This is a genomic window from Thermoleptolyngbya oregonensis NK1-22 (assembly GCF_032705245.1).
Lineage (GTDB): Bacteria > Cyanobacteriota > Cyanobacteriia > Elainellales > Elainellaceae > Thermoleptolyngbya > Thermoleptolyngbya sichuanensis.
Map to the genome: position 1 here is coordinate 2,833,478 of NZ_CP053540.1, position 24,628 is coordinate 2,858,105.

At 56.9% G+C, this 24,628-nt stretch carries 18 protein-coding genes and 1 pseudogene; 12 read left to right on the forward strand and 7 right to left on the reverse strand.

Going from position 1 to position 24,628, the window contains the following annotated elements:
* Nucleotides 1-246: 246 nt before the first annotated feature.
* The 3 genes from HNI00_RS12145 to HNI00_RS12155 all read left to right on the forward strand — a co-directional run bounded on the left by HNI00_RS12145 (nt 247) and on the right by HNI00_RS12155 (nt 4,678).
* Nucleotides 247-2,211 (forward strand): caspase family protein, encoded by a 1,965-nt coding sequence (locus HNI00_RS12145; protein WP_316786499.1) that lies wholly within the window; start codon nt 247-249, stop codon nt 2,209-2,211.
* Between the two features lie 680 nt (nt 2,212-2,891).
* A complete protein-coding gene (locus tag HNI00_RS12150) occupies nt 2,892-3,938 on the forward strand; it encodes a pentapeptide repeat-containing protein (protein WP_316786501.1) in 1,047 nt (348 codons plus the stop codon).
* 605 nt (nt 3,939-4,543) lie between these two features.
* A complete protein-coding gene (locus tag HNI00_RS12155; protein ID WP_316786502.1) occupies nt 4,544-4,678 on the forward strand; it encodes a hypothetical protein in 135 nt (44 codons plus the stop codon).
* A gap of 179 nt (nt 4,679-4,857) precedes the next feature.
* On the opposite strand, the gene HNI00_RS12160 is transcribed toward HNI00_RS12155, so the two are convergent.
* Both HNI00_RS12160 and pedR read right to left on the reverse strand, forming a co-directional pair.
* A complete protein-coding gene (locus HNI00_RS12160; RefSeq protein ID WP_316786504.1) occupies nt 4,858-5,118 on the reverse strand; it encodes a hypothetical protein in 261 nt (86 codons plus the stop codon).
* Between the two features lie 233 nt (nt 5,119-5,351).
* A pseudogene (gene pedR, locus HNI00_RS22155) lies at nt 5,352-5,606 on the reverse strand (photosynthetic electron transport-dependent transcriptional regulator PedR); the annotation flags it as partial.
* Between the two features lie 161 nt (nt 5,607-5,767).
* Here pedR and HNI00_RS12170 point away from each other — a divergent pair.
* A complete protein-coding gene (locus HNI00_RS12170; protein WP_316786508.1) occupies nt 5,768-6,235 on the forward strand; it encodes a DUF4168 domain-containing protein in 468 nt (155 codons plus the stop codon).
* A gap of 4 nt (nt 6,236-6,239) precedes the next feature.
* On the forward strand, nt 6,240-7,220 hold the full coding sequence (locus HNI00_RS12175) for a carbohydrate kinase family protein (protein ID WP_316786510.1): 981 nt from the start codon (nt 6,240-6,242) through the stop codon (nt 7,218-7,220).
* 13 nt (nt 7,221-7,233) lie between these two features.
* Here the strand turns inward: HNI00_RS12175 and HNI00_RS12180 are convergent, their stop codons facing one another.
* Complete coding sequence (locus HNI00_RS12180; protein WP_316786512.1) at nt 7,234-8,658, reverse strand: gluconeogenesis factor YvcK family protein; 1,425 nt, start codon at nt 8,656-8,658, stop codon at nt 7,234-7,236.
* Between the two features lie 794 nt (nt 8,659-9,452).
* On the opposite strand from HNI00_RS12180, the gene HNI00_RS12185 reads away from it, so the two are divergent.
* Nucleotides 9,453-10,235, forward strand: a complete 783-nt coding sequence (locus HNI00_RS12185) for an ABC transporter ATP-binding protein (protein ID WP_420156353.1) — start codon at nt 9,453-9,455, stop codon at nt 10,233-10,235.
* A gap of 90 nt (nt 10,236-10,325) precedes the next feature.
* Here the strand turns inward: HNI00_RS12185 and HNI00_RS12190 are convergent, their stop codons facing one another.
* On the reverse strand, nt 10,326-13,355 hold the full coding sequence (locus HNI00_RS12190) for a GAF domain-containing protein (protein WP_316786515.1): 3,030 nt from the start codon (nt 13,353-13,355) through the stop codon (nt 10,326-10,328).
* Between the two features lie 15 nt (nt 13,356-13,370).
* On the opposite strand from HNI00_RS12190, the gene HNI00_RS12195 reads away from it, so the two are divergent.
* Complete coding sequence (locus HNI00_RS12195; RefSeq protein WP_316786518.1) at nt 13,371-13,508, forward strand: hypothetical protein; 138 nt, start codon at nt 13,371-13,373, stop codon at nt 13,506-13,508.
* Between the two features lie 420 nt (nt 13,509-13,928).
* On the opposite strand, the gene gyrA is transcribed toward HNI00_RS12195, so the two are convergent.
* On the reverse strand, nt 13,929-16,451 hold the full coding sequence (gene gyrA, locus HNI00_RS12200; RefSeq protein ID WP_316786520.1) for a DNA gyrase subunit A: 2,523 nt from the start codon (nt 16,449-16,451) through the stop codon (nt 13,929-13,931).
* A gap of 358 nt (nt 16,452-16,809) precedes the next feature.
* On the opposite strand from gyrA, the gene HNI00_RS12205 reads away from it, so the two are divergent.
* Together HNI00_RS12205 and HNI00_RS12210 are read left to right on the forward strand one after the other, a co-directional pair.
* Complete coding sequence (locus HNI00_RS12205; RefSeq protein WP_172358233.1) at nt 16,810-17,208, forward strand: response regulator; 399 nt, start codon at nt 16,810-16,812, stop codon at nt 17,206-17,208.
* A gap of 368 nt (nt 17,209-17,576) precedes the next feature.
* The gene (locus HNI00_RS12210; protein ID WP_316786523.1) at nt 17,577-18,818 is read left to right on the forward strand and encodes a glycoside hydrolase family 10-like protein; all 1,242 of its coding nucleotides are present in this window, start codon (nt 17,577-17,579) and stop codon (nt 18,816-18,818) included.
* A gap of 152 nt (nt 18,819-18,970) precedes the next feature.
* On the opposite strand, the gene HNI00_RS12215 is transcribed toward HNI00_RS12210, so the two are convergent.
* Both HNI00_RS12215 and HNI00_RS12220 read right to left on the reverse strand, forming a co-directional pair.
* Nucleotides 18,971-19,834, reverse strand: a complete 864-nt coding sequence (locus tag HNI00_RS12215) for a tetratricopeptide repeat protein (protein WP_420156354.1) — start codon at nt 19,832-19,834, stop codon at nt 18,971-18,973.
* A 310-nt stretch (nt 19,835-20,144) separates the two neighbouring features.
* Nucleotides 20,145-22,652 (reverse strand): ATP-dependent Clp protease ATP-binding subunit, encoded by a 2,508-nt coding sequence (locus HNI00_RS12220; RefSeq protein ID WP_316786528.1) that lies wholly within the window; start codon nt 22,650-22,652, stop codon nt 20,145-20,147.
* A gap of 206 nt (nt 22,653-22,858) precedes the next feature.
* Between HNI00_RS12220 and HNI00_RS12225 the strand changes: the two genes are divergently transcribed.
* From HNI00_RS12225 to HNI00_RS12235, 3 genes are all read left to right on the forward strand, one after another.
* Nucleotides 22,859-22,981, forward strand: a complete 123-nt coding sequence (locus HNI00_RS12225) for a hypothetical protein (protein WP_316786530.1) — start codon at nt 22,859-22,861, stop codon at nt 22,979-22,981.
* Between the two features lie 562 nt (nt 22,982-23,543).
* Nucleotides 23,544-23,792: a hypothetical protein gene (locus tag HNI00_RS12230; protein ID WP_316786532.1), complete on the forward strand. Its 249-nt coding sequence runs from the start codon at nt 23,544-23,546 to the stop codon at nt 23,790-23,792.
* Nucleotides 23,793-24,034: 242 nt separating this feature from the next.
* Nucleotides 24,035-24,556, forward strand: a complete 522-nt coding sequence (locus HNI00_RS12235; RefSeq protein ID WP_316786534.1) for a YbaY family lipoprotein — start codon at nt 24,035-24,037, stop codon at nt 24,554-24,556.
* The last annotated feature ends 72 nt before the right edge of the window (nt 24,557-24,628 follow it).

Sequence of the window (24,628 nt, forward strand, 5' to 3'; positions counted from 1 at the left end):
TTTGCACCACTTTTCAATTTTTTGGGCATCTTAGAAGAAGGATAGATATGATCTGAGTCTAAAGGCGGGATTCGATTGGCGCTTTGGAGACCGGGTCGAACCTCGAAGTCTTAGATTTCTGGGGCTTTGGGGTTGGATTAGAGGTTGGAGTTTATGCTGAGCTTGGCAACTTCCCTTGAGTAGTGTCTTAGGTGCGGTTGAAAGCTGAACATCTTTTTCGGGAAACTGCTTGGGGTGTCTGAAACGATGACAAACTACTGGGCGATCGCCATCGGCATTAATCAGTATCCGCAGTTGCAGCCCCTCGTCTATGCCGAGCGGGATGCCCAGTCCTTGATTCAAAGTTTGATTAACGACGCAGGGTTTCTGCCCGACTCTTGCGTGCGGTTGACCGATAACTCGCCCCCAGCAGCTTGGGGAGCCACCACCCCCGACCGCGCTGGCATCCAAACGGCGATCGCCCAGGTGTGCCAGCGGCTCAAGCCCAACGATTGCCTCTGGCTATTTTTCAGCGGCTACGGGATGCACTATCAAGGCAAAGACTATTTAATGCCTCAAGATAGCGACCCCACCCAGCCGGCCCAGACGGGGCTTTCGGTCGAATTTCTCTATTCCTTGTTGCAGGCAGCGCCGACGAAAAACCTGCTCGTGCTGCTGGACATGAACCGGAGCCAGGGCGTGCTGTCGGGGGTCAGCGCAGGCACCCACACCGCAGCCCTGGCCGAACAATATGGCATTCCCACGCTGCTGTCATGCCGTCAAAACCAGCTTTCTCACGAAACCATTGCCTTGCGCCACGGATTGTTTACGGCTGCGGTGTTGGAGGGGCTAAAGCGTCCGGGCTGCGTCACGCTGGAGCATCTGGTGCAGTTTTTGCAAACGCGCCTGCCAGAGCTAAGCGACCACCACTGGCGACCCCGCCAAGAGCCGCTGGCCATCATTCCAGATAGCCTGCGCTATCAGCTAATCGTGCCCGGAAAGGAAACTATGTCGCCCTCTCTGCCATCTTTTGCGCCTGTGGACGCTCCGGATCGGTTGCAGCCCGTTCCTCATCGGGATGAACCGCCTCGTCGGGCAGGGTCGGAGTGGCAGCCTTCCCAGAGTCCTGAATCCCACCCCGACTGGCGACACTCCAGCCCGCAAAATCCCAGCTTGCAAACCCCTGCAATTCGGCAGGATCGCCCGGTCGAGCGAGTTACGCCGCCTCCGTCTCCGATTCCGGTTGTGTCGGAGGCGGAACTCCGTCGTGAGCCAGCAGACACGCCGCTCCCGCCGTCCTCATCACTCCCTGCGCCGCCCCCACCCCCACCCCACCGTACGCCCGTGGCGATCGCCTCTGATGCTTCTGAAGAGCGCTCTTGGTGGCAACTGGTGCGCTGGGGGGGCGGGCTTTTGTCGCTGTTGATGGCGGCGGTGATTGTGCGAAATGTGGGCACCGTCTTGCGATCGCCCTCCGACGGTCAGACCATTGCCGTGCAGCCCAGTCCGGGTGTGGTTGCCTCGCCTGCTGGAACCTCGCTGCCAAACCCCGCCGCCAACTCGATTACTTCCACCGCCCCGTCGCCTGCACCGCAGCCCACTCCGGTTCCGGTGGCAAACCCAGCGGCCAATTCGCTGAACCTCCCTGCCCAATCTCCTGTACCGTCTGTGCCGGATACCCGCCCTGTGAGCGAGCCTGCGCCGCTACTGTCAGATCGCGACATCATGAATGCGGCAATGGCAAACCTGACCAAGGTGAGGGCCGAATCGTCGAGCAATCAGGTATCGGAAATTTCAGAGTCGATTCGACTGCTGCGGCAAATCCGCCCCGATCAGCCACTGTATAAAGACGCGCAGCAGGCGATTGATCGCTGGAGTCAGGTGATTTTGGATATGGCTTCGGGTCGAGCCATGCAGCGCAACGGAGGCGACCTGTGGCTGGCGGCCAACAACTATCGGGCGGCGATCGCCGCTGCCCAACTCGTGCCCAGCGATCGCGCCAATACCTATCAAGCTGCTCAGCAGGCGATCGCCGGATGGAGTCAGCAAATTTTGAACTTGGCGAATATCCACGCCCAGTCAGGCGCTCTGGCCCAGGCGGTGCAGGTGGCTCAGCTGGTGCCGCCCGGTACGGCTGCCTACGATGCGGCTCAAGGGGCGATCGCCACCTGGCAAAATCAGCTAGCCGCGGGCATTGGTGCTGTGCCACAAGACCAACCGCTGGCATTCTAACGTTGCAACCTAACGATGCAACGGCTTACGCCGAGGCTGAGAGATTTTTAACCTGTTTTGGGAATACTGACAGTACTCAAGCCCCAAAGCACGGATTTCTCATTCTCTTTTTCATTACAGTTCTACGTGATTTGGGTTTGATTGCGCCGATTGCGCCGATTGCGCCTCAGAGCAGAATTCTCGCTTCTGCTAAGGACAAGGGCGATCGCTTGTTACCAGTTCTCGTTATTGCCATACAGAGTCTTTGCAAGCCCCCTGCAAGCCTCTCGCAAGCTTCTTTCAGGCTCCTTTCAAACCTTTTACAAGCCCTTTTTACAAGCCCTTTAAAGACCTTTTTCAGACCTTCCGCAATTCCGCCATAATTCCTCCGTAATTTCTCGGTTTGGCTTCACCTGAATTAGTGCCACTTTTATCTTGGAATTATATGGATAGGACTTACGCACTTGCGATTAAATTTTCTGGGTTTTGACGATTTCTCGCGAGCTGCGCCCGCGAGAAATCGTCAAACTGCGTAAGTCCTAATGAAAATCTCCTGAAATTCCCCCCTTGGCGCAACCATCTTCAACCAGTAACCGCCTGAAAATCCTCCTGCTGACCAGCCTGAGATTTTGCCAAAGACATCCGCGCCGTCCTGTCTCCAGTTTCGCGTTCTGGCAGTTTGCAAAAGAGATGCACCACTCATGGCAAATCATGAACATCTAGCTCTGCTGAAACAGGGCGCAAACGCCTGGAACCAATGGCGCGAAACCCATGCTGAAATTCATCCGAACCTCAGCCACGCTGCACTCAACCAGGCCAACTTGCGCGAAGTGACCCTCAACCAGGCTGATTTGCGAGAAGGCATCTTGAGTCGAGCCGATTTCTGCATGGCGAGTTTGCAGCAGGCCGATCTGAGTCGGGCAGACCTACGCGAGGCAATTCTCTACACAACCGATCTGCGCGAAGCCAACCTAAGCGAAGCCAACTTAATTGGTGCCGACCTGCGAGAAGCGAACCTGAGTAGCGCCAACCTCTCGCTGGCCAGCCTTTGCACCGCAACTCTGTGTACCGCAGACCTGCGACAGGCAAATCTGCGCGAAGCCCTTTTACAGGGTGCAAATCTAAGCCATGCTTCGCTGAATCAGGCAGATTTGTGCCTGTCTAACTTGCGCGAAGCCGACCTGAGCCGGGCTGATTTGCGGGGCGCACGGCTCTATACCGCTAATCTCTCCCACAGCAATCTCTACGGGGCGAACCTAAGTCAGGCCGATCTGCGCGAGTCTACGCTGAGTCAAGCCAATCTGCGGGAAGCAGATTTGCGACAGGCAAACCTCGGCATGTCGATCATTTGTCTGGCAAACCTGGTTGGCGCAACCCTGTATCAGGCTAATTTGACGCGGGCAAACCTCAGCATGTCGAACCTGTGTATGGCGAACCTGAGCCATGCAAGCCTGGGCGACTCCATTCTGATTGGCACGAATCTAATTGGCGCAAATCTCTACACCGCAGACCTGAGGGCGAGCGTCATGACGGAAGCTGACCTGCGCGAGGCCGCGCTTAATGAAGCAAATTTATCTAACACGAGTCTTTTTCGGGCCGACTTGAGCATGGCGAATCTAAGCCATGCCAATCTGCGGGGGGCAGATCTGCGGCAGGCAAACTTACGACATTCAAACCTTTGGGAAGCCCAGCTTGATGGGGCGAACTTGAGCGGGGCGACGATGCCCGACGGACAAATTCATCCATAGTGGCGTTTAGGAGGTGCAGCTTCAGGCTATTTCGCTGGAAACAAGAGGCGGCCTCCCTATACTGAAAGTCGTCTGAGTGGTGAAATGGAAGGGAGAGACTGGTTGACAGAGGTGTGCCGCCTGACCAGGGACTGCCGAACCATCCAGATATTTCGTGGGCGATCGCCCCAACTGGCTACGTTTCTGAGATTTGTATAAAACTTGCACGAATAAATCATGCTTTAGCGGTATGCTTTGGGCGACACAGTGACTTCAGTATGAACCTGGCGTAAACCCTGATTGCATGAACAATGTACGAACGATGAAACCTCTAAAACTCTGCACGAGTCTTACGTGGCTTTGGGGACATTACTATTTAAGACCCTATTCAAACTTTGGTTAGCCACTGACTCAAGCTGTTAATAGCAGCGTGCTTTCCGTCATACTTTGTAAAAAACTTAACATTCGGTTGCTTACTGAATCATATTTTATACATGTCTTAGTGAAACCACTGGTATTTTTAACTAGCTCAACCCATCGTTAGTTAAATGCCCTGATTGAGAAGCCCCTTGTCATAAGCCACTATTGAGTCACGACTGAATCACGGCCGCATCTACCAGGAAACTATGGATATCATTACGCTTACCGCTGTTCTGCTGACTTCCCTCACCTCATTTTTTGCTAGCGAAAACGTGTCCTATCTGCAAGATTTGCAGGTTAAAAACCCGCCCTGTGAAGCCATCTACGCAGAGTGTCGATAGACACATCGTGTATTAATTGACTCTCTGGTTTATGCCTGTGTTCCTCTGTTGTTTCGTCGGTAATGTTTTATCACTTAGGGCTTTTGCGTGAGTGGAACTGTAATGACCTGAATGAAAAGGGCGACTCTCTCGATTGGAGGTCGCCCTTTTTGCTGGATATTCAAGCTGGATTGAACGCCTTAGAGAGCAGGGGCGATCGCCTGCCAAGCCCCAAAGCGATCGCCGTAGTATTGCAAGATTCGCTCGACCTGCTGCTGTGCGGCGGCGGTCGCCTCCTCGTCATCAATTTCTAAGCCGCCCACCTGGCTTTGCCGATAGTCAAACTCAGTGGATGTTTGGGGCAGTAGGCCAACTGACACGCCAGGAACCTGGCGCAGGTGAGCAGCCACCTCTCGGTAAACCGCAAGCGGGAGTTGAGGCAAGCAGATTTGCCGCTTCATAGCGCTACTTCGTTTACAGCATCAACAACGTCATTCACTGAGTCATTCACTGAGTCAGCATCCCCTGAGTCAGTATCCCCTGAGTCAGTATCCCCTGAGTCGAGATTGACCGATTCAGCCCCTATTTCCGTAGCCACATCATCCCCTGCTTCCGTCATCACTGCCGCAGATTCAGATACTTCAGATTGGAGTGCTGGATCAGGCGGGGGACTAGACGCTTTAGAAATTGCCCCGTTCGTGGGCAGTACGCAGCAGTTCACCTCATCCAGACAAACCTTTCCCCACTGCAACGCCCAACGCACCAGTGCTACGCGGTTGCCCGTTGCGGTTTTGGTCAGAATATTGCTGATGTGGTTATCGACTGTGCGCTTGCTAATCTCTAGCTTCTCGGCAATTTCCTGGTTGGTTAAGCCTGCTGCCACTAGTTCAACAATTTGCAGTTCCCGATCGGAAAGAGAACTAGAGTTTTGAGACTCGTCAACCCCCATAGTCTGCACTGTCACGTATATGTACCTACTCGATACTTCAATTTTAGGCGGATGTTTTGCAAAACTGTTGTTAAATCTATCTGTGAATCAAGTTCTGATGGCCTAATGGGTCAGATTAGGCAAGAGGGCTGGGCTATTCTGAAGGAAGTGAAACTTGACCGATGCTGAGATTGCGCCGTAGAACAGGTTGGCAAGAGCGGGCTGGACGGAGGGGGCGATCGCTCGTCGCACTGCTGCTGGGCTGCTTAGTCGGACTGCTGCTGATGGGTGCGGCGGCGGGGAATGCGGCCGAGCTTGCGCCCCAAGCAGGAACGCCTGTGCCCATTGACCAACCCCTGCCGCCGACCAGCCTGAGCGCAGAAGATATTTCTACTGAGAAGGTTCACCAGTTTGTGCAGGCCTATCTCAAGGTGTTGAAACTCGTGGAAAGCCGCGAGGGGGAGCTACAGGCTGCGGAAACTCAGCTAGAATCCCAACGGGTGCAGCAAGAGGTGGAATTGGAGGCGCTGCGCCTGATCGAGGCGGCAGGGCTGACCCAGCGAGAATATCTGCAATTGTTGGGGCTGGCAAATACCGACTTGGAGTTTCGGGAACGGATGGTTGCTCAACTACAGGAAATGATGGATTAGCAAGATGACACAGCCGCGTGTGCTTTGTTTGGGTGAGGTGTTGCTGGATTATCTAGCCGATCAGCCGGGGAAACCGATGGAGCAGGTGATGTCTTGGACTGCGTATCCGGGCGGTGCGCCAGCAAATGTGGCCTGCGCTCTGGCAAAGCTGGGTACGCCGTCTGGCTTTGTGGGCTGTGTGGGCAGCGATGAGTCGGGGGATGCGCTGGTGAAGCTGCTGCTGGCCTCAGGGGTGGACGGAGCGGGCATTCAGCGGCACGACACTGCGCCGACGCGGGGTGTGTACGTAGTGCGGGATGAGGCGGGCGATCGCCATTTTGCTGGATTTGGCGGGCGGCCCTCCGATGCCTTTGCCGATACGCGCCTGCAAGCCGATGCTTTGCCCGAAGATCTGTTTGCCAATGCCGATTTTTTGGTGCTAGGTACGCTGGAGTTGGCCTATCCAGAGTCGGCTGGGGCGATCGCCCGCGCTTTGGAATTGGCGGAGCAATACTTTGTCAAAATTTTGGTGGATGTCAACTGGCGGCCCGTGTTTTGGGCCGAACCCGAAGCGGCTCGGCAGCCGATTCATGCTTTGATCAAGCGGGTCGATTTTCTGAAGCTCTCCGCCGAAGAGGCCGACTGGCTGTTTGAAACCCGCGACCCCGCCATCATTGCCCATCGCCTGGATAATCTGGAAGGGGTGCTGATTACCGATGGCGACAAGGGCTGTGCCTATTGCCTCAGCGGTAACGACGGGCGCGTTCCGGCCTTCCCGGTCGAAGTGGAAGACACGACGGGCGCAGGCGATGCCTTCGTCGCTGGATTTTTGCACCAAATTTGTCAGCAGGGAATCGCTGCCCTGGCCAATCCTGAGTTGGCCCGGCAAATCGTGACCTATGCCTCGGCAGTGGGGGGCCTGACGACCACGCGCCCAGGGGCGATCGCCGCCCAGCCCAGTCCCGCAGAAGTGGGGGCGTTCTTGTATATGCAGCAGCAGGGCTAGAGGGGTGACTCCGCTACCGAATCCCGGCTACGCGGCTATACCAGCGCAGCAGGATGCGGGCGAGGCGATCGCTATCGTGGCGCACCAGGCCCGTCTCGACTTCTTCGTCGATGACGTTGGCGATGACTACGCGGCGACCTGTTTGCATCACGCCTTCTCGGTCAAAGTAAACCGGATTTGAGCCTTCCTGGGCGTAGCGGATGAGCGAGTGGGCAGAGGGCATTTTCTTTTGCACCAGAACTGCGTCAAACAGGCGCTTGCCCTGGGTCACCTGGTCGATGGCGCGGATATGGTCGGACACCGCATAGCCATCGGTTTCGCCGGGCTGGGTCATGACGTTGCACACATAAATCCGGGGCACCTGGCGCTGGGCGATCGCCTCTACGATTTCTGGCACCAGTAGATTGGGAATAATGCTGGTATATAAGCTGCCGGGGCCGATGATGATATAGTCTGCATCCTCAATGGCGGCCAGGGCGCGGGGCAACGCAGGCGGATTTGCGGGCGTGCAGCCAATTCGCACAATTTTGCCCTGGGCTTCGGTAATGTTTGATTCGCCCTCGATGTGGCGGCCGTCTTCCAAATCGGCCCAGAGGCGCACGTCGCTCAGGGTTGCAGGCAACACCTGCCCCCGCACAGCAAGAACCTTGGAACTGGCGGCGATCGCCTGCTCCAAATCGCCCGCCACCTCGCTCATCGCTGTCAAAAATAAATTGCCAAAGCTGTGTCCTACCAGCCCATCGCCCGCCTGAAAGCGATATTTGAATAGCTCCGTCAGCAGCTTTTCCTCATCGGCCAGCGCCGCCAGACAGTTGCGGATGTCTCCCGGCGGCAACACGCCAATCTCCCGCCGCAGTCGCCCCGACGACCCGCCATCATCCGCCACCGTCACAATCGCCGTAATATTGGCGCTATAGTGCTTCAGCCCCCGCAGCAGCGTAGACAGACCCGTGCCGCCGCCCAGCACTACAATTCGCGGCCCCCGATTCAGACGGCGATGGGCCATCAGCCGATCCACCAGTTCTTCCTCTTCTCCCGGCATCAGCACTTCAGTAATTGACCCCAAACTGCGCGTCTGCCCCCAAAACACCAGCAGCACACCCGCCAGCATCACGAGCGGCCCGCTGATATAGTTCGGCACAATCCGCGTGATGACTTCCAGCACATCCCCAATTAGCTGCCCCAAGCGAAAAATTGGCGTTTGACGCGACCAAATCGCAATCCCCAGCAGCAGCAGCAGACAGCCCCCAACGGTGATAAATAGCCACCGCTTGACCGATAGCCCCGGCGATAGCCACTTGAACCATTGATTCACCCGATGGGGCGTGCGATGGCGGCTTGTGGCTCTGGGTGCAGGCTTTTTGGGTAGGTGGGCCCGGCGGAGGCGCGGCTCAGGCTTGATGGCCTGGAGGGCGTGCTTTAGGAGTCCGTTTGACATGGTGACCTGGCTAAGGCAAAAGGGCAGCGTCGCTGCGTATCAGCTTATACTCTGGAAATCGGATTGGGCTTTGCAAACCTTATCACGCTCTGATAATGCTCTAGCCGCGGGGCATTTCACAAGTGAAGTCGTAACCGGATGACGCTGCAATGTCACCCATCTTAGTTACCCATCAAACTAGTCATAAACTAGTCATAAATTAGGGCTGTGGGATGCGCTCGTGTAAAGTCTTGATGAATTCGTGATGAAGTTTTGGAAGCTTCCCCGTGATTGCACGTTCCTGCTTACACTTTCCTACTTGCACGTTCCTGCTTACGCCACTGCTTACGCCACTGTTGTTTAGTGTTTAGGTGTTTAGGTGTTTAGGTGTTTAGTGTTTAGGTGTTTAGTGTTTAGGTGTTTAGGGTCAAATTTGGTCTACTTCCGCTGCAAGGAACTTCCGCTGCAAGGATATTAGCCTATCTCGATTGAATCCACGGTTTATTTTTTGAGAGCGCCAGCTTTCGCGTACCTGGGGCGGAGAGACCCTTTCACTCTGCAACTACTGCGGCTTTGCGAGAGTGGTCTTATCATTTGGGTAGCCGGAGGGATGCCAGTTGGTAGGATGCTAGTCGGCGGGATACTAGTCGGCGGGATATATGTACGAAGCGAACGTGCGGATGCAAAAAGAGGGCACACTGGAAGCAGTTACACCAGGGGAAGGCACACTGGAAGCAGGCACACTGGAAGCAGGCACGCTGGAAGCAAGCACCCTGGGGGAAGGCACACTGGAAGCAGGCACACAGGCGCAAAGCATGGGCGAACCGTTGATTGAATTGCGCGGTGTGAGCAAGGCCTTTGGCGATCGCATCGTGCTAGACGAAGTAGATCTGGCCATTTATCCCAATGAGGCAGTGGGCATCATCGGCCCTTCGGGCACCGGAAAATCAACCATCCTTCGCCTGATTGCGGGGCTGATCGCGCCGGATGCAGGCGAGATTTATCTGAAAGGGCAGCGCCGCATGGGGCTGGTAGACGAGGGCAAAGATCCCTTCGGCGTGGGTATGGTGTTTCAGCGGGCGGCGCTGTTCGATTCGCTGACGGTGGATGAAAACGTTGGCTTTTTGCTGTATCAGCACTCTCGGTTGCCGCGTCACCAAATTCGTCAGCAGGTGGAGCGGGTGCTGGAAATGGTGGGGTTGCCAGGAACGGGCGATCGCTATCCGTCGGAACTCTCTGGCGGGATGCGCCAGCGAGTCAGCTTTGCCCGCGCCATCCTAAAAAACCCCGACAATCCGGCGGATAATCCTGAACTGCTGCTCTATGACGAACCAACTGCCGGGCTAGACCCAATCGCCTCCACCGTGATTGAAGACCTGATCCGCAAGCTGCAATGCACCGAGGATGGCTGCACCACCTACGCCATTGTGACCCACCAGCACAGCACCATTCGCCGCACTGCCGACCGCATCGTTTTTCTGCATGAGGGCAAAGTGCAGTGGGAAGGGCGAGTGGAGGAGATCGACACGACGGACAATCCAGCCATGCGGCAGTTTTTTACGGGCAGCGTGGAAGGGCCGATACGAGTGGCTGGGTGATGGGAAACAAGCGGATAAGGCGATGACGAGAAATGCTTTAGAAATGCTTCAGAAATGCTTCAGAAAGCTCCTCGGCCCTGCCCCTGCTCCCTAGCGCTCTCTTGAGGTCAACTCCAAGCTGGGCAGCGTAACGGTGAAGCAGGTTTCTCCCCGGCTGTCTTCGGTGTGGCTGCTTTCAACGGCGATCGCCCCGCCCAGTCGTTCCACCAGCCGCTTGACCAGCGCCAGCCCCAGTCCTGTGCCGCCATAGCGCCAGGGATCGTTGCTGGGAATGCGATAGAACCGATCAAAAATGCGATCGCGCTCCGCTTCAGGGATTTCAACCCCTGTGTTGGTAACGCAGATTTGGAAGAGGGTCGGCGTGTTGGGATGGGTTGGCTCGGCTGGGTCGGCGAAAGATTGGCTACTCTGTTGGTGGTTGTGCGGTCGGTTCCACGGTCTGGCTTCGACGGTGATGCGCTCTCCAGCGGGGGTATACTTGCAGGCGTTGGTCAGCAGTTCCGTCAAGATGCGCTCCAGGTAGGACGAGTCGGTGATGAGCGGGGGCAGGTTTGCTGCAACGTTAATGAACAACTGCTGCTGATTGTCGCGGGTCTGCTCGATAAACGCTTCGGCGATGTGCGGCACCCAGAGATCGAGGCGGACTTCGCTAGGCAGCAGCGGATCGACCTCGGCATCGAGATGCGACAGGTCAAGCAGGTTGTTGATCAGGTCTGATTCGCGCTGGCACTCGTCTTGCAAGATTTGGAAGTAGCGCGTGATGGGGTTGCTGCGATCGCCCAAAATGCCCAGCCGATTCAGGTGAATTTCCAAAAGCTGAATCGACATCTTGATGCCTGCAATGGGCGTGCGTAGCTCATGGGACACCGTGCTGAGAAAGTCGTCCTTGAGGCGATTGAGCCGCTCTAGCTCTTCGACCTGAGACAGCGATGTGTAATAAAGTCGGGCCTGCCGGATGGCGATCGCACATTGCGTTGCGACCTGCTGCACGAGGCGAATCTCCGCATCGTTAAACCACTGCTGGCGCTCTCGAAATAGCCAGATATCGCCCAAAATCCCCTGATCGTCAAACACCGGAAACGCCAGAACCGCCAGAGATTCTTGCATCTGGGGCACGGGATCAGGAGCCATTTGGCAAAACTGAAAAGGCAGCCCCGCCAGCAGTTGTCGATACAGGTCTGGCTTGTCGGAAAACAGCACGACCTGCCCCTCGGCGCTGGGCAGCCAGGTCGCGTACTCATAGCCGATGACGCTGCTTTGCAGGTCAGGGCTGTAGGTCGCAGTCCGGCAACACAAGATACCGGGCAATCCGCGCCCAACTTCCTCCACCACGCCCTGCAAAATCTGGGCTTCGTCCAGGCTGTCGCGCACTTTGTCAGTAATTCGCTTTAGCAGCGCCTCAAACTCTAGCGCTTGCTGCAATTGAGCAGTGCGATGGGCGACCTGATGTTCTAAATCATCATTTAGCCGCTGCACTGACTGATACAGGCTCGCCTGCTGAATGGCGATCGCCAATTGATCAACCACCGCCTGCACCGTTTCCAACTCCCAGCTTTGCCACTGCCGCGACGGTTGCTGATAGTTCAGCGATAGCGACCCCCACACCCGCCGCTCTGCCGCCTCCGTTTCGGCTATGCCAATTCGGGGAATCGGAACCAGCATCCACGCACCCGGAAAATGCTCCGCAAAGGATTGACTAATGGGGTCGGGTTCATTGGCCAAGCTGCTCACGTGCATCACTTGGAGTTGTTTTAGCCCGGCTGCGATTGGATTGCCTTCATCGGGAATGACCACCCCGTTGGCATCAGGCAATTCTGGGCGGTTGCGATAGCTGCATACATTGATCCAGCAGCCTTGTTCAGGCTGATAGCGCACCAGTTCCGCCCGGTCGAGCCGCAGCATTTCGCCGATCGCAGTCGTGGCGTTGGCGAAAACCGTTTGCAAATCCAGAGAATTGCGAACAGATTGGACAAGCTGGTTCACAAGCTGTTCTTTTTGGGCTTGCTGTTGGGTTTGTCGATACAGTTCGGCTTGGGAAATGCCAATCGCCAGTTGGGTGCTGAGCTGTTGCAGCAGGTCTTCGCTAAGGGCATCCCACTGGTGCGGCGCGGTGCAATGGTGAGACACCAGCAGTCCCCACAGCCGATCTTTCACGACGATGGGAATGATCAGCACCGCCCGCACCTGAAGCTGGGTCAACATCTCTCGATAGCAGTCAGACAAATCATCACGCTGCACATCGTTGACGCGATGGATGCGACCACTCACGTAGGGATGCGAGTCGGGGAGGGACAAGGATGCTGCGAAGCAGGGATCTTCGATGACTCGATCGAGCAGTGATAAAGGGTCGCGAGCGACCGACTCGGCGACGACTTTGCCGCTCCAGTCGGGCTGAAACTGGTAGATCAGCACCCGATCCACCGTGAGGAAGTGTCGCACCTGTTCCACTGTGGCGTGGAGCATGGTCTGCAAATCGAGCGACTGGCGGATGGTTTGTGCTAGCCGGGTGATGAAGCGCTCTCGCTCAATTGCCTGTTGTTCGGTTGCAAGGGTCTGCTGCATATCAGCCAGCGATCGCCCCTCCAGGTTTTCAGCCCCTTTGTCAGCCCCTTTGTCAGCCTCTTTGTTAGCCTCTCGTTCAGGGTTGTTTTCAGAATCATGGGCATCGCCCAGATCTCGCAAAATTGTCAGGTGCAGATCTGGAGCAAGTCCGGCGGCGATCGCCCGATAGGCGACCCAGCGCAAACGGCCGTCGGCTTTTAGAATTAGCGTTTGTCCAGACTGTTGGCGATCGCGCAAAAAGTGGGCCCAAGCAGTCTCAGACTGGTACTCTAGCGGCACAAAATCCTGGAGTCGCCGCTGACACAGTGCGTCCACAGGCAGTGCCAGAAGATTGCTGGCTGCTGGGTTGGCAGCCCGACAATAGCCCGCATCGTCAAACGCCAGCACTGCGTCAAAAGACAGCCCAAAGAGGACTTGCAAGACGGGATTCGCTTCAAGATCGGTGAGGGGTCTGGCGGCTGGGTTTCCGATGCGCTCATCGTAGATGGACGGACGGATGGGAAAACCCGTAACAGCGTCGCCAGACTCTGGAGGCGGAAGAGACTGTTCAGGGTTCATGTCCCTAGTCAAACTATGGCTGATGTTATGAATGCAGCGATCGGTGCCAACCAAGGATGGCAAATCATCGCCTGCTTAGTAATTGAAAATAGAAAAAACTCGGAGCAGCTAGACTTAGTTGCCGTGATGCCGGAGCGCCTGATGGCACGGTAGCAAGAACATTTCACCCTGAGCCATTCGGAAATCGAATTATATCTGCAAACGTTGCCGAGTGGATGTTGGGTGAAGGTTCCTCTTGAACCGCTTCGACCGTCATTTTGGGGCTGTCTGTTTCGACCGAGCAGCTATCAAAAACTAGCGCTGGGAATAAGACCCTTATTTGCGATTGGTTGGGAGAAAACATTCAGGGAACGGATTGAGTGAACCGATATATTGGGTGAATTTAAAGGTTTGAGTCTTCTACTGTAAGAAGCAGCACTTTACAGGCCATCGACAAAATTAGAGAACTTTCTTGGAAACGAGGGCGATCGCCCGCTGTAATTGGGTGTTTTTACGATTACACTCTCGGCACAAAAAACATCAAATCAGGGCACGCTGTGGGTTGCTGCGGCTGGAATTTGAGAAGGAGAAAGACTATTGCTCATCCTGAGCCTCTTCAGTCTCATCTTCGGCGGGCAAGAGGGCGGGAATGAGGGTAGTAATGGACTCGGTTTTGGCAAGCTTGAGCAGTTTTTCGCCGCTTGTCGTGCCGCTGGGGAAGGACTCGGCAGGAAGGCGGGCGAGGCGATCGCCACTGGTCAGCACGGTGACCATCGTCCCGTCGTAGGCCGGCACCAGCCCCACCACCGCATCCGTCTTGGCCACAAACTGGAGCGCCTGACCCAAGTCGCCACGATTCGCCAGACGCAGGCTCCGCACGGGCAGCCGCTTGCCCATGCCCTGGCGCGAAATCAGCAGGATCTCGTCGTCCGCCGTCAGCGCAACGCAGCCCGCCAGGGTTTCTTGCTTGCCCAGGCGAATAGCCTGCAAGCCTTGTGCAGTGCGGCTTTGCACCGGAAGCTGGTCTTCGTTGATTTCAAACCGCAGCATCCGTCCGCCTGCGGTCGCCAGCACAAGCTGTTCGCCCTCAGCCGCCAGCAGCGCAATTTGCAGCGTGTCGCCGTCTTTCAGCTTCAGCGCCGTCAGTCCCCGCCCGGTCAGGTTTGTAAACTCCGCCAGCGGCACCCGCTTGATCCGCCCCTGGGCCGTCAGCATCACCAAATCTAGGCTTTCCAAAAACTCTGGAGCCAGCACAAACTGCGCCACAATGGCATCGTCTCCGGTCTGCGCTCCCGGCGGCAGCAGCGTCACCAGGGGCGTTCCCCGCGACTGGCGCGAGGTGGGGGGAATATCGCCTACCGTCAGCGTATAGGCTTTGCCGCTGCGGGTGAGGACGAGTAGCTCCTGCGTGGTCAGCGCCGATTCGGTTTGCAGGGCGGGGTCTTCGCTGTCGATCAGCGTTTTGGGCGGAATGTCTTCTTGCTTAGCCTGCTGCCGCTCAAAGGCTTTAGGGGTGGAGCGGCGCACGTAGCCGCGCTGGGTAAACTCCAGCACCACTTCTTCCTCAAGCACTTCTTCAGCAATTTCGGCCAGGGTTTCAGCTTCCTCAGCCCGCTCGGTTTCGGTTTGCAGACGGGTGCGGCGCGGGTCGGCAAACTTTTTCTTGAGGGCCCGCAGGTCTTTTTTCAGAGATTTCAGCAGTTCCCGGCGGTTGCTCAGGAGGGTGCGGAGTTCCTGCATTCGGGCAGCGGTTTCGTCGTACTCGGTTTGGAGTTTTTGCTGTTCCAGCCCGGTGAGGCGACGCAGCGGCATGGAGAGGATGGCATCACACTGGCGATCGCTAAAGTCGAACTCTTCTCGAAACTGGATCTTGGCCGCGCCGCCGTCGGGCGCGTTCCGCAAAATTTCAATCACCCGATCCAAATTTGCCAGCGCCCGCAGCAACCCTTCTAGGATGTGAATGTGGCTTTCTGCCTTGTCTAGCTCATAGCTGTATTGGCGGGTGAGGGTTTCTTCGCGGAAGGCGAGGAACTGTTGCAATAGCTCCCGCAGCGGCATCTGGCGTGGCTGCCCGTCGGCCAGCGCCAGAAAAATTGCGCCAAAGTTGCTTTGCAGTGGGGTCATCTTATAAAGCTGGCTCAGCACCCGCTGGGGGTTGGCTTCGCGCTTGAGTTCAATGACCACGCGCATCCCGTCGCGATCGCTCTCGTCGCGAATGTCTTGAATGCCCTCGATCCGAGTCTGGTTCACCAAGTCGGCAATTTTCTCAATCCAGGCGGCTTTGTTGACCTGGAAGGGCAGTTCTGTGACGACAATGGCAGTGCGGCGATGGCGACCCCGGCCCGGCTGAATTTCTTCAAACTGGGCAATGCCGCGCATGGCGATGCTGCCGCGCCCGGTGGTATAGGCATCGCGGATTCCCTCCGTGCCCACGATTTCGCCGCCTGTGGGAAAGTCGGGGCCAGGAATCAGCCCAAAAAGCTGGTCATCGGGCAGGTCGGGGTTGTCGATCAGCGCCACCAGCCCGTCCACCACTTCGCCCAGGTTATGGGGCGGGATGTTGGTCGCCATGCCCACGGCGATACCGGACGATCCATTCAGCAGCAGCGTCGGCAACTGGGCCGGCAGCACGACGGGTTCCTGCTGCGAGTTGTCGAAGTTGGGGATGAAATCGACCGTGGCTTCGCCAATTTCCGTCAGCAGCGCCTCATGGCTGATAGGGGCAAGACGCGTTTCGGTGTAGCGCATGGCGGCGGGCGGGTCGTCGTCTACGGAGCCGAAGTTGCCGTGGCCGCCCAGCAGCGGATAGCGACTGGAAAAATCCTGCACCATCCGCACCAGCGCGTCATACACCGCCTGGTCGCCGTGGGGGTGATATTTACCCAGTACGTCCCCCACCACGCGGGCGCACTTGCGGAAGGGGCGATCGGGCGTTAGTCCCAGTTCGTGCATGGCGTAGAGGATGCGGCGATGCACAGGCTTTAGCCCGTCGCGCACGTCCGGCAGCGCCCGCCCCACGATGACGCTCATCGCGTATTCGAGATAGGATTGCTGCACTTCGGTATGCAGCGCTGTGGCCACCACTTGGCCGGCGGAGAGGTTGAGCTGTCTAGCCATGAGCGTGTTTAAGGACTAAAAGGCAGGTGAAACGAGCGAGAGAACAGGGGCGTAAGCGATGCCCGAAACCCAACCATAGCGCTAATTTCGCATTTATCAGCAGCATTACTGAATTGCAGAGAATCTGCAAGTAGAGCGCGGGCTTGGGGGCGATGGGGGGAATCTGGCTGGTGCGAATTAACCGAGGGGATAGGAGGAAGGGGCGATCGCCATTAAAACGGTTTTGAAATGTTTTGAAATGCTATGCTCAGGTTTTATTCCTCTTTTATATTTCTTCATCATGTAGCCTAACTGTCTTGGTTAGAAATGTTTCATTCTTTTAAGTAAGGGTGAATAGTGGGGAGCTTAAGCCATAGGTATGAAGACCGTTCTAATTGTTGAAGACGATTTAATTAACGCGCGTGTCTTTTCCAAGATTTTGACCAAGCGGGGCGGGCTAGAAGTTCGCCATACCGAGAATGTGGATGAGGTCATGGAGATTGCCACGGCGCGAGCGGCGGACATCATTTTGATGGACGTGTCGCTGTCGCACAGCGTCTATCAAGGCAAGCCCGTGGACGGCATTAAGATTACCCAAATGCTGAAGGCTGATCCCAAAACGGCGGATTTGCCGATTATCCTGGTTACGGCTCATGCGATGGAGGGCGATCGCGAGAATTTCCTGAAGCAGAGCGGAGCCGACGACTATATCTCCAAGCCCGTGGTGGATCACCAGCGGTTTGTTGAGCAAATCATGTCGCTACTGCCCCAAGAGTAATTTGATTTTAGTACATTTGTATGAACTTGCTGCCTCTGCATTCGCAGAGGCGGCTTTTTTGTGGGGCGGGGTTCTGCGGCGGGTAGCGCTTTCCAAGCCAGCAATCCTTGGGGGACGCTTTTCCCAAAAATCTCCTCTTAGGGGATAAAGCGCGTCCCCCAAACCCCCTCCGACCTGGCGATCGGCGGTGAGGCTGAGAAACGGCGCAGCAGGTGCGGTCGGCGGATCGCTCAGATTGCCGCCCTGATTACCCTCTAGATGGTGTTTGTGCTGAAAGGGGCAACTTGTCGTGGGAACTTCTGTTTGAGTAGAGAAATCCTAAAATCTATCTGCAAAGCCAATCAAAAAAGTCAATCCCACGACAAATCGTGAAATTTCGACAGTTCTATTCCGATTTCCTGCAAGCACCTCCTTTTTCGGCCTTTCCTGCCAGCGTGTTCACGGCTTTTCAGCGGCGGCCGTTTCGCTCCTGGCGCACGAGGCTAATCGCGCTGGGTCTGGCGCTGTCTATGCTGCTGCACTTGCCGCTGGGCGGGATGGCCCAGGCTGCGCTGCCCACCACGGAACTGCGGGGCGTTTGGCTCACCAACATCGACAGCGATGTGCTGTTTTCGAGCGATCGCCTCTCCGAGGGACTCCGCCGCCTTTCCCGCCTCCACTTCAACACGATCTATCCCACCGTTTGGAACTGGGGCTACACGCTGTATCCCAGCGCCACGGCCGAGCGCGTCATTGGGCGACGGGTAGACCCCCACTCTGGGTTGCAGCAGCGCGATATGCTCGCTGAAGCCGTGCAGCAGGGACATCGCCTGGGCATGGCCGTGGTTCCCTGGTTCGAGTTTGGCTTTATGGCTCCGGCCGATTCGGAACTGGCGCGACGGCATCCCGACTGGCTGACGCAGCGGCGCGATGGCTCTCAGGTGGTCATGGAAGGGATCTGGCCCCGCGTCTGGATGAACCCATTCCATCCGCAGGTGCAGGAATTCATCTTGAGCCTAATTGCCGAACTCGCCGCCAACTATGAAATCGATGGGCTGCAACTGGACGACCACTTTGGGCTGCCCGCCGAACTGGGCTATGACCCGTACACCATCCGGCTCTACCAGCAAGAGCATCAGGGCCAGTCGCCGCCCGCCAATCCCTACGATGCTGAATGGACACGCTGGCGAGCCAGCCGCATCTCTGCTCTGATGGTGCGCCTGTTTGAAACCGTGAAATCCTACCGCCCCGACTGCCTGGTGGCCCTGTCGCCCAACACCCAGGACTACGCCTATCGCCACTATCTGCAAGACTGGAAGACCTGGGAGCGGCGCGGCTATGTAGAAGAACTGATTATTCAAATCTATCGGGATAACCTGTCCAGCTTTGCAGCCGAACTCAGCCGCCCCGAAATCGTCGAAGCCCGGAGCCACATCCCCGTTGCCATCGGCATCCTAGCCGGACTCAAAGATCGTCCCGCCCGCCCAGAAGTAATCCGCCAGCAGGTCTTTGCCGTGCGGCAGCAGGGCTTTGCGGGCGTGTCGTTCTTCTTCTACGAAACACTACATGGGCGCGATCGCACGCTCCGCACGCTATTTCCCAGACCAGCTCAGCGACCAAGAGTTGGGTAATGGGGGGAGGGGCGAAAAAATGAAGAACGAAGAACGAAAAATGAAGAACGAAAAACAGACCCTCTTCGTTCTTCCCTCTTCGCTCTTCCCTCTTCGTTCTTCCCTCTTCGTTCTTTCCTCTTCGTTCTTTCCTCTTTCCCCCCTCCCTCGCCCTAACCTCCTGACTGCCGAATCTGCGCCAGCGTCTCGCGCATCCGGGGAAGCTGGAGGAATCGTCGGGTTTGCTCAATCAGGCGATCGCCCCACAGGTTTTCCCGCAAAAAGTCGATCTCGGCGTAGCGATCGTCCAGGTTGAGGGCGGCTTCGCCCATCGCCAGCGCTTCTTCCTGCTTGCCCTGCACAAACAGCGCCACAGCGACTGCGAGTTGCGGCTCGGCCTGCGTTCCGTCGATGGCGATCGCCTCGCGCCATTTTTCCAGCGCCCCGTCGATATCGCCCATTTCATACAGCACCAGCCCGATGTTGTTGATGGACGGCCAAAAATCTTCCTGAAGCTCGACCGACTTTTCGTAGCTCTCGATTGCGTCGGCGTAGCGCTTTTGCATGTAGTAGGCATTGCCCAGGTCAAACCAGGCACCGGGTTCGTCGTCCTTTAGTGCCAGTCCTTTTCGCAGGTATTCGGCAGAGCGGGCATAGTTCTCGGCGCGAAAATAGGCCGTGCCCAGGGCAAACAAGATCGCCGGGTCTTCTCGGCTAAGGGACTCGGCCTTGAGCAGGGGGGCGATCGCCTTGTCGCCCTGGCCCACTTGCAGATACAGACTGCCCAGCAGCGCCCACACCTGCCCATTTTGCGGCACAAGCTGCGTCGCCAACTGTGCCCGAATTAGCGCCAGTTCATACTGCTGAAACTGCGCGAGTTGCGCCGCTTCCTGCGCCAGACTCAGCCCCTGCTGCTCCATGCGGGCATAGTCCAACTGGGGCACATGGGGAATCAACGCCTGGGCGATCGCCGGACGCGCCCAAAACCCTGCACCCAACACAAACGGCAGAGCCAAGAGAGGAAAACGCTTCAACACCATCAATTTCAGCTTCAGCAAGGTTAATTCCAGCACTATCGTTAAATACTGAGCATAGCTTAGACGATGACTCGACAGATCGCCAAAAGAAATCGCCAAAAGAAATCACCAAAAGAAATCGCCGAAATCACGCCTCATCATTTCGATATTTTGGCGCTCAGTTTCAGTGCATACGCTCCTTGTTCAGTGCATACGCTCCTTGCGGTCGATAGTCCGGACGATTGCTCCCGCATGGGAGGCGACAAGTCAAGTCGGCCCTGCGGGAGCAATGCCTTTTCATTAACTTGATTAATGAACGGACTTAACGGACTTAATTGACGGATTGCAGCACTGGCACATCCTGGCGGCGAACGCGGATCTGTCCATCGTCGTCCAGATCAACAATAGCTGTGTCGCCTGCGCGGATTTCGCCCGTCAGCATTCCCTCCGCCAGCGCGTCCTCCAGCAGGCGGGTGACGGCTCGGCGCATGGGTCGCGCTCCGTAGGCAGGGTCATAGCCCTCTGCCAGCAGCCGCTCTTTGACGGCATCGGTGACGATGAGCGCCATGCCCTGTTCGCTGAGACGCTGATTCACCTCTCGGATCATCAGGTCGGCCACCTGCGTCACCTCGTCGCGAGTGAGCGGGCGGAAGACGATGATTTCGTCCAAGCGGTTCAGCAACTCAGGGCGGAAGGACTGCTTTAGCTCGTCGTTGATGCGATCGCGCATCCGGGTATACTGCGAGTCGCCTTCGCCAAGCTCAAAGCCTAGCCCGCTGCCGCCTTTTTGGATGGCGCGAGAACCGATGTTGGAGGTGAAGATGATCAGCGTGTTCTTAAAGCTGACCGTGCGCCCCTTAGAATCCGTCAGGCGACCATCCTCCAGCAGTTGCAGCAGGATGTTGAACACGTCGGGATGGGCCTTTTCGATTTCATCGAACAGCACCACCGTATAGGGCTTGCGGCGGACGGCTTCCGTCAGTTGACCGCCTTCGTCGTAGCCCACGTAGCCTGGGGGCGAACCGACCAGCTTCGACACCGTATGCGGCTCCATAAATTCCGACATATCCAGTCGGATCATCGCCTCCTCCGACCCGAAGATGGCCGCCGCCAGCGCCTTGGTTAGCTCTGTCTTGCCCACGCCCGTCGGCCCAGAGAAGAACAGGCTAGCGATGGGCCGATCCAGATCCTTCAGCCCCACGCGCGATCGCCGGATGGCCCGTGCTGCGGCCTTCACTGCCTCATCTTGCCCAATGACTCGCTCGTGCAGCCGTTCTTCCAGATGCAGCAGCGAGATAGATTCCGATTCCGTCAGCTTGTTTACCGGAACGCCTGTCCAGGATTCGACCACCTGAGCAATATCCTCGGCAGTGACCGTTGGTGAGGGGGCAGGAAGAGCAGGGGAACCAAGAAGAGAGGACGGTTCAATCATCCCCACCGCCTGATCTCGGACTCCTGCACCCTGCACCCTGATCTGTGCCTCTAGCTCGCGCTGGCGATCGCGCAGTTGGGTGGCTTTGTCAAAGTCCTGCTCCTGCACGGCAGCGTTTTTCTCAGCAAGGACGCGGCGTAGCTCCTGCTTTAGCTCCCGCGTAGGAGCCTGGGCCGAATAGCGGAAGCGGACACGGGAGCCAGCCTCGTCGATCAGGTCGATGGCTTTGTCCGGCAGAAAGCGATCGGTAATGTAGCGATCGCTCAGGGTGGCCGCTGCGACCAGCGCTTCGTCCGAAATCAGCAGGTTGTGGTGCTGCTCATAACGCTGGCGCAGACCCCGCAAAATCTCCACCGTTTCCAGCACCGTTGGCGGTTCCACCATCACGGGCTGAAAGCGGCGTTCGAGCGCAGCATCCCGCTCGATATGCTTGCGATATTCGTCTAGCGTGGTGGCACCGATGCACTGCAACTCGCCCCGCGCTAGGGCAGGCTTCAGCAGGTTGGCTGCGTCCATGCCGCCTTCTAGCGAACCTGCCCCCACCAGGGTATGAATCTCATCGATCACCAGGATGACGTTTCCTGCCTCGCGCACCTCCTGCATGATTTGCTTGAGGCGTTCTTCAAAGTCGCCCCGGAAGCGAGTTCCTGCCAGCAGCGTGCCCATGTCGAGGCTGATGACCTGGCGCTCTAGCAGCAGGTCAGGCACGTCCTGATTCACGATGCGCTGGGCCAGCCCTTCGGCGATCGCCGTTTTGCCCACACCCGGCTCCCCAATTAGCACCGGATTATTCTTGCTGCGGCGACCGAGAATTTGCACCACCCGCTCCACTTCTTTTTGGCGGCCCACCATCGGGTCGAGCTTGCCCTCGGCGGCTAGCTCTGTCAGGTTGGTGCCAAACTCTTGCAGCATTTTAGGCTTGCGGCTATTGGGGCTGTTGCGCTTGGCATTGCCGCCGATGGGCACTTCGGCCACTTCGCCCACGGCGCGAATCACCGTGGTTCGCAGTTGATCCAAATTGACACCCAGGTTTTCTAGCACCTTCGCAGCGACGCTTTCCTGTTCCTGGGCCAGGCTCAGCAGCAGATGCTCAGTCCCCACATGACGCTGGTCGAGGCGGCGAGACTCCTGGAACGCTTGCTCAAAGACTCGTTTTGACTTGGGGGTAAAGGGAATTTCGGGCGGTACGAAGCCAGACCCGCGCCCAATAATATTTTCGACCTCGTGGCGGGCGGCCTCCACGGTCACGCCCAAATCGGTCAGCACGTCTGCTGCAATGTGGTCTTTTACCAGCAGCAGCCCCAGCAGGATTTGCTCGGTGCCAACGAAGTTGTGTCCCAGCCGACGAGCTTCTTCCTGGGCCGCCATCACCACGGCGATCGCTTTTTCAGTGAAATACTCAAACATCCTCAGAACCTTGAATGAGGTTTGCCCGGTTTGCCAACTGGCTCCCCGTCAGAAGCACATGCCGCGAGTATTCAGCGGTTCATGCAGTCCCAATACTGGTGCATATGAATTTTTATGTACTCCGTAGTTCCAATGTATCCGCATTTCCGCCTCGACAGCAGGGAGGATAACCGTATCTACCCGGAGGAGTAAGGGGGGATAAGGAGTTGCTTGCCCTGGAACGCGATGCCCAGCGCGATGCCAAGAGAGATGACCAGCGAGTCGGAAGAGAGTTGGAATATCTAGATACTGTTTCGGTCGTCAAGGTGCAGGACAAGGGCGTGTTTTAAGACCCTTCGATCCCCCCTTAGCCCCCTTACTTTTCAAAGCTTCCGGGGAACTGATGACAAGGGAGTGTTTTAAGACCCTTCGATCCCCCCTAGCCCCCCTTAACAAGGGGGGAACCGAGCCGAACCACTCTGGAAGTCCCCCTTAATAAGGGGGATTTAGGGGGATCGACTTAGGGCAATCAGCGACCTAGAAAGTTTCTAAGACACTGCATAGGAGTCTTTTGGAACTATTCAACCTTGTGAATCGTACTGAAGTAAAAGGGGGCACAAAACCTCCCTTTGGATAGAAATCGGGTGCGGTAGACCGTCCGTGGTGCGGTGCGGTCTGGGTTCGGTCTGCGGAAAACCCATCCGATTTGGGCAACATTCCACACCTGCAAAACCCTCGTCATGCCTGGGCTAGGGCTGGATACTGTTATTCATTCGCGATTCATGTGCGAGTTGCGATCGCCCAGGACGGGGTCAACGCTCGACAACTCCAATCCTGTCCGCTGACTTTTTCTGATATCTCTGACATCTTTTGCTGACATCTTTTCTCCTATCTATCTCTGAGGTTCTTATCATGTTCCAACCCACCCATCTACTGGTTTCGCGCTCTCGCAAAACCCCTGTCCAACTCATTCCCAGCGCCAATGGACTGATGCTGCTCACCGAGACGGAATTTAACGCCGGAACAGAGGCAGCGTTTGAAATGCGCCCTCGTCTGGGGATCTTTTGCAAAGGTGTACCCCTGGTGGGCTACAGCCTACAACCCATGCCTGCGTCTGTGCCTGCTGCGCCCAGCGCGTCTGCGGTTAGCCCCGCCTGCTAGGGACAGCAATCGGATCGATTCTGGATTTTGGATTTGCGATTTTGGATTTGCGATTTTGGATTGCCCGCAAAGCGTCTGCGGGGCTGTCAGCAATTTCATTCGTAGCTCCGGCCAGGAGAAGTAACATCGGGGCATGGACTAAACTTGACTGGCTGGGTCGATCTTTCATAGACTATGCCAACCCAAAGCCCCCTAAAGTGTGCGCTGTGAGCAATATGCCTGTGATGCCACCGCAAGTTGGATTGTCTCTAGTTCCTCTGCTGCTTGGCCTACTGGTTGGGACGGGGGCGATGCCCGCAGGGATCGCTTCGCGAATCGCCCAAACCCCGGCTCCAGAGGTTTTCCCAGAGACTACGCCGGATGCCACACCAGAATTGCCGTCGGAATCGTCACCCGAGCTACTGCCCGAGCTGCCCCCCGACGACCCCCAGGCCCAGGCCTCCGTCAGCGGCGCGGTCGTCTCGCTCCAGCGCAGCGCCCTCCCACCCAATGCCATTCTTAGCGTGCAACTGCTGGATCTGACACGGGCCAGTGCGTCTATTGTGGTGCTAGCAGAGCAGACGATTCGCACCAACGGGCGACAGATGCCGCTGAATTTTGAAATTCTTTACGACCCAGCGCTGATTCAGGACAATCATCGCTACGCCGTTCGCGCCCGCGTTCTGATCAATGGGGCGATCGCCCTGGCCAGTTCCCAGACCTATCCCGTCATCACCGGGGGCAATCCGAGTCGGGTCGAGGTGCGGGTAGAGCCAGTAAGGTGAAGGGAAAAGGGAAGAACGAAGAACGAAAATCGAAGAACGAAAACCGAAACCTCTTCGCTCTTCCCTCTTCGT

Bases quoted from the DNA above. Each gene is read 5' to 3' on its own strand.
- HNI00_RS12150 (WP_316786501.1), top strand. From the start codon at position 2,892: ATGGCAAATCATGAACATCTAGCTCTGCTGAAACAGGGCGCAAACGCC.
- HNI00_RS12180 (WP_316786512.1), bottom strand. From the start codon at position 8,658: ATGTCAAACGGACTCCTAAAGCACGCCCTCCAGGCCATCAAGCCTGAG.
- HNI00_RS12220 (WP_316786528.1), bottom strand. From the start codon at position 22,652: ATGTTTGAGTATTTCACTGAAAAAGCGATCGCCGTGGTGATGGCGGCC.
- gyrA (WP_316786520.1), bottom strand. From the start codon at position 16,451: ATGGCTAGACAGCTCAACCTCTCCGCCGGCCAAGTGGTGGCCACAGCG.
- HNI00_RS12230 (WP_316786532.1), top strand. From the start codon at position 23,544: ATGTTCCAACCCACCCATCTACTGGTTTCGCGCTCTCGCAAAACCCCT.
- HNI00_RS12155 (WP_316786502.1), top strand. From the start codon at position 4,544: ATGGATATCATTACGCTTACCGCTGTTCTGCTGACTTCCCTCACCTCA.
- HNI00_RS12160 (WP_316786504.1), bottom strand. From the start codon at position 5,118: ATGAAGCGGCAAATCTGCTTGCCTCAACTCCCGCTTGCGGTTTACCGA.
- HNI00_RS12205 (WP_172358233.1), top strand. From the start codon at position 16,810: ATGAAGACCGTTCTAATTGTTGAAGACGATTTAATTAACGCGCGTGTC.
- HNI00_RS12195 (WP_316786518.1), top strand. From the start codon at position 13,371: ATGGCTGATGTTATGAATGCAGCGATCGGTGCCAACCAAGGATGGCAA.
- HNI00_RS12175 (WP_316786510.1), top strand. From the start codon at position 6,240: ATGACACAGCCGCGTGTGCTTTGTTTGGGTGAGGTGTTGCTGGATTAT.
- HNI00_RS12170 (WP_316786508.1), top strand. From the start codon at position 5,768: ATGCTGAGATTGCGCCGTAGAACAGGTTGGCAAGAGCGGGCTGGACGG.
- HNI00_RS12190 (WP_316786515.1), bottom strand. From the start codon at position 13,355: ATGAACCCTGAACAGTCTCTTCCGCCTCCAGAGTCTGGCGACGCTGTT.
- HNI00_RS12185 (WP_420156353.1), top strand. From the start codon at position 9,453: ATGGGCGAACCGTTGATTGAATTGCGCGGTGTGAGCAAGGCCTTTGGC.
- HNI00_RS12145 (WP_316786499.1), top strand. From the start codon at position 247: ATGACAAACTACTGGGCGATCGCCATCGGCATTAATCAGTATCCGCAG.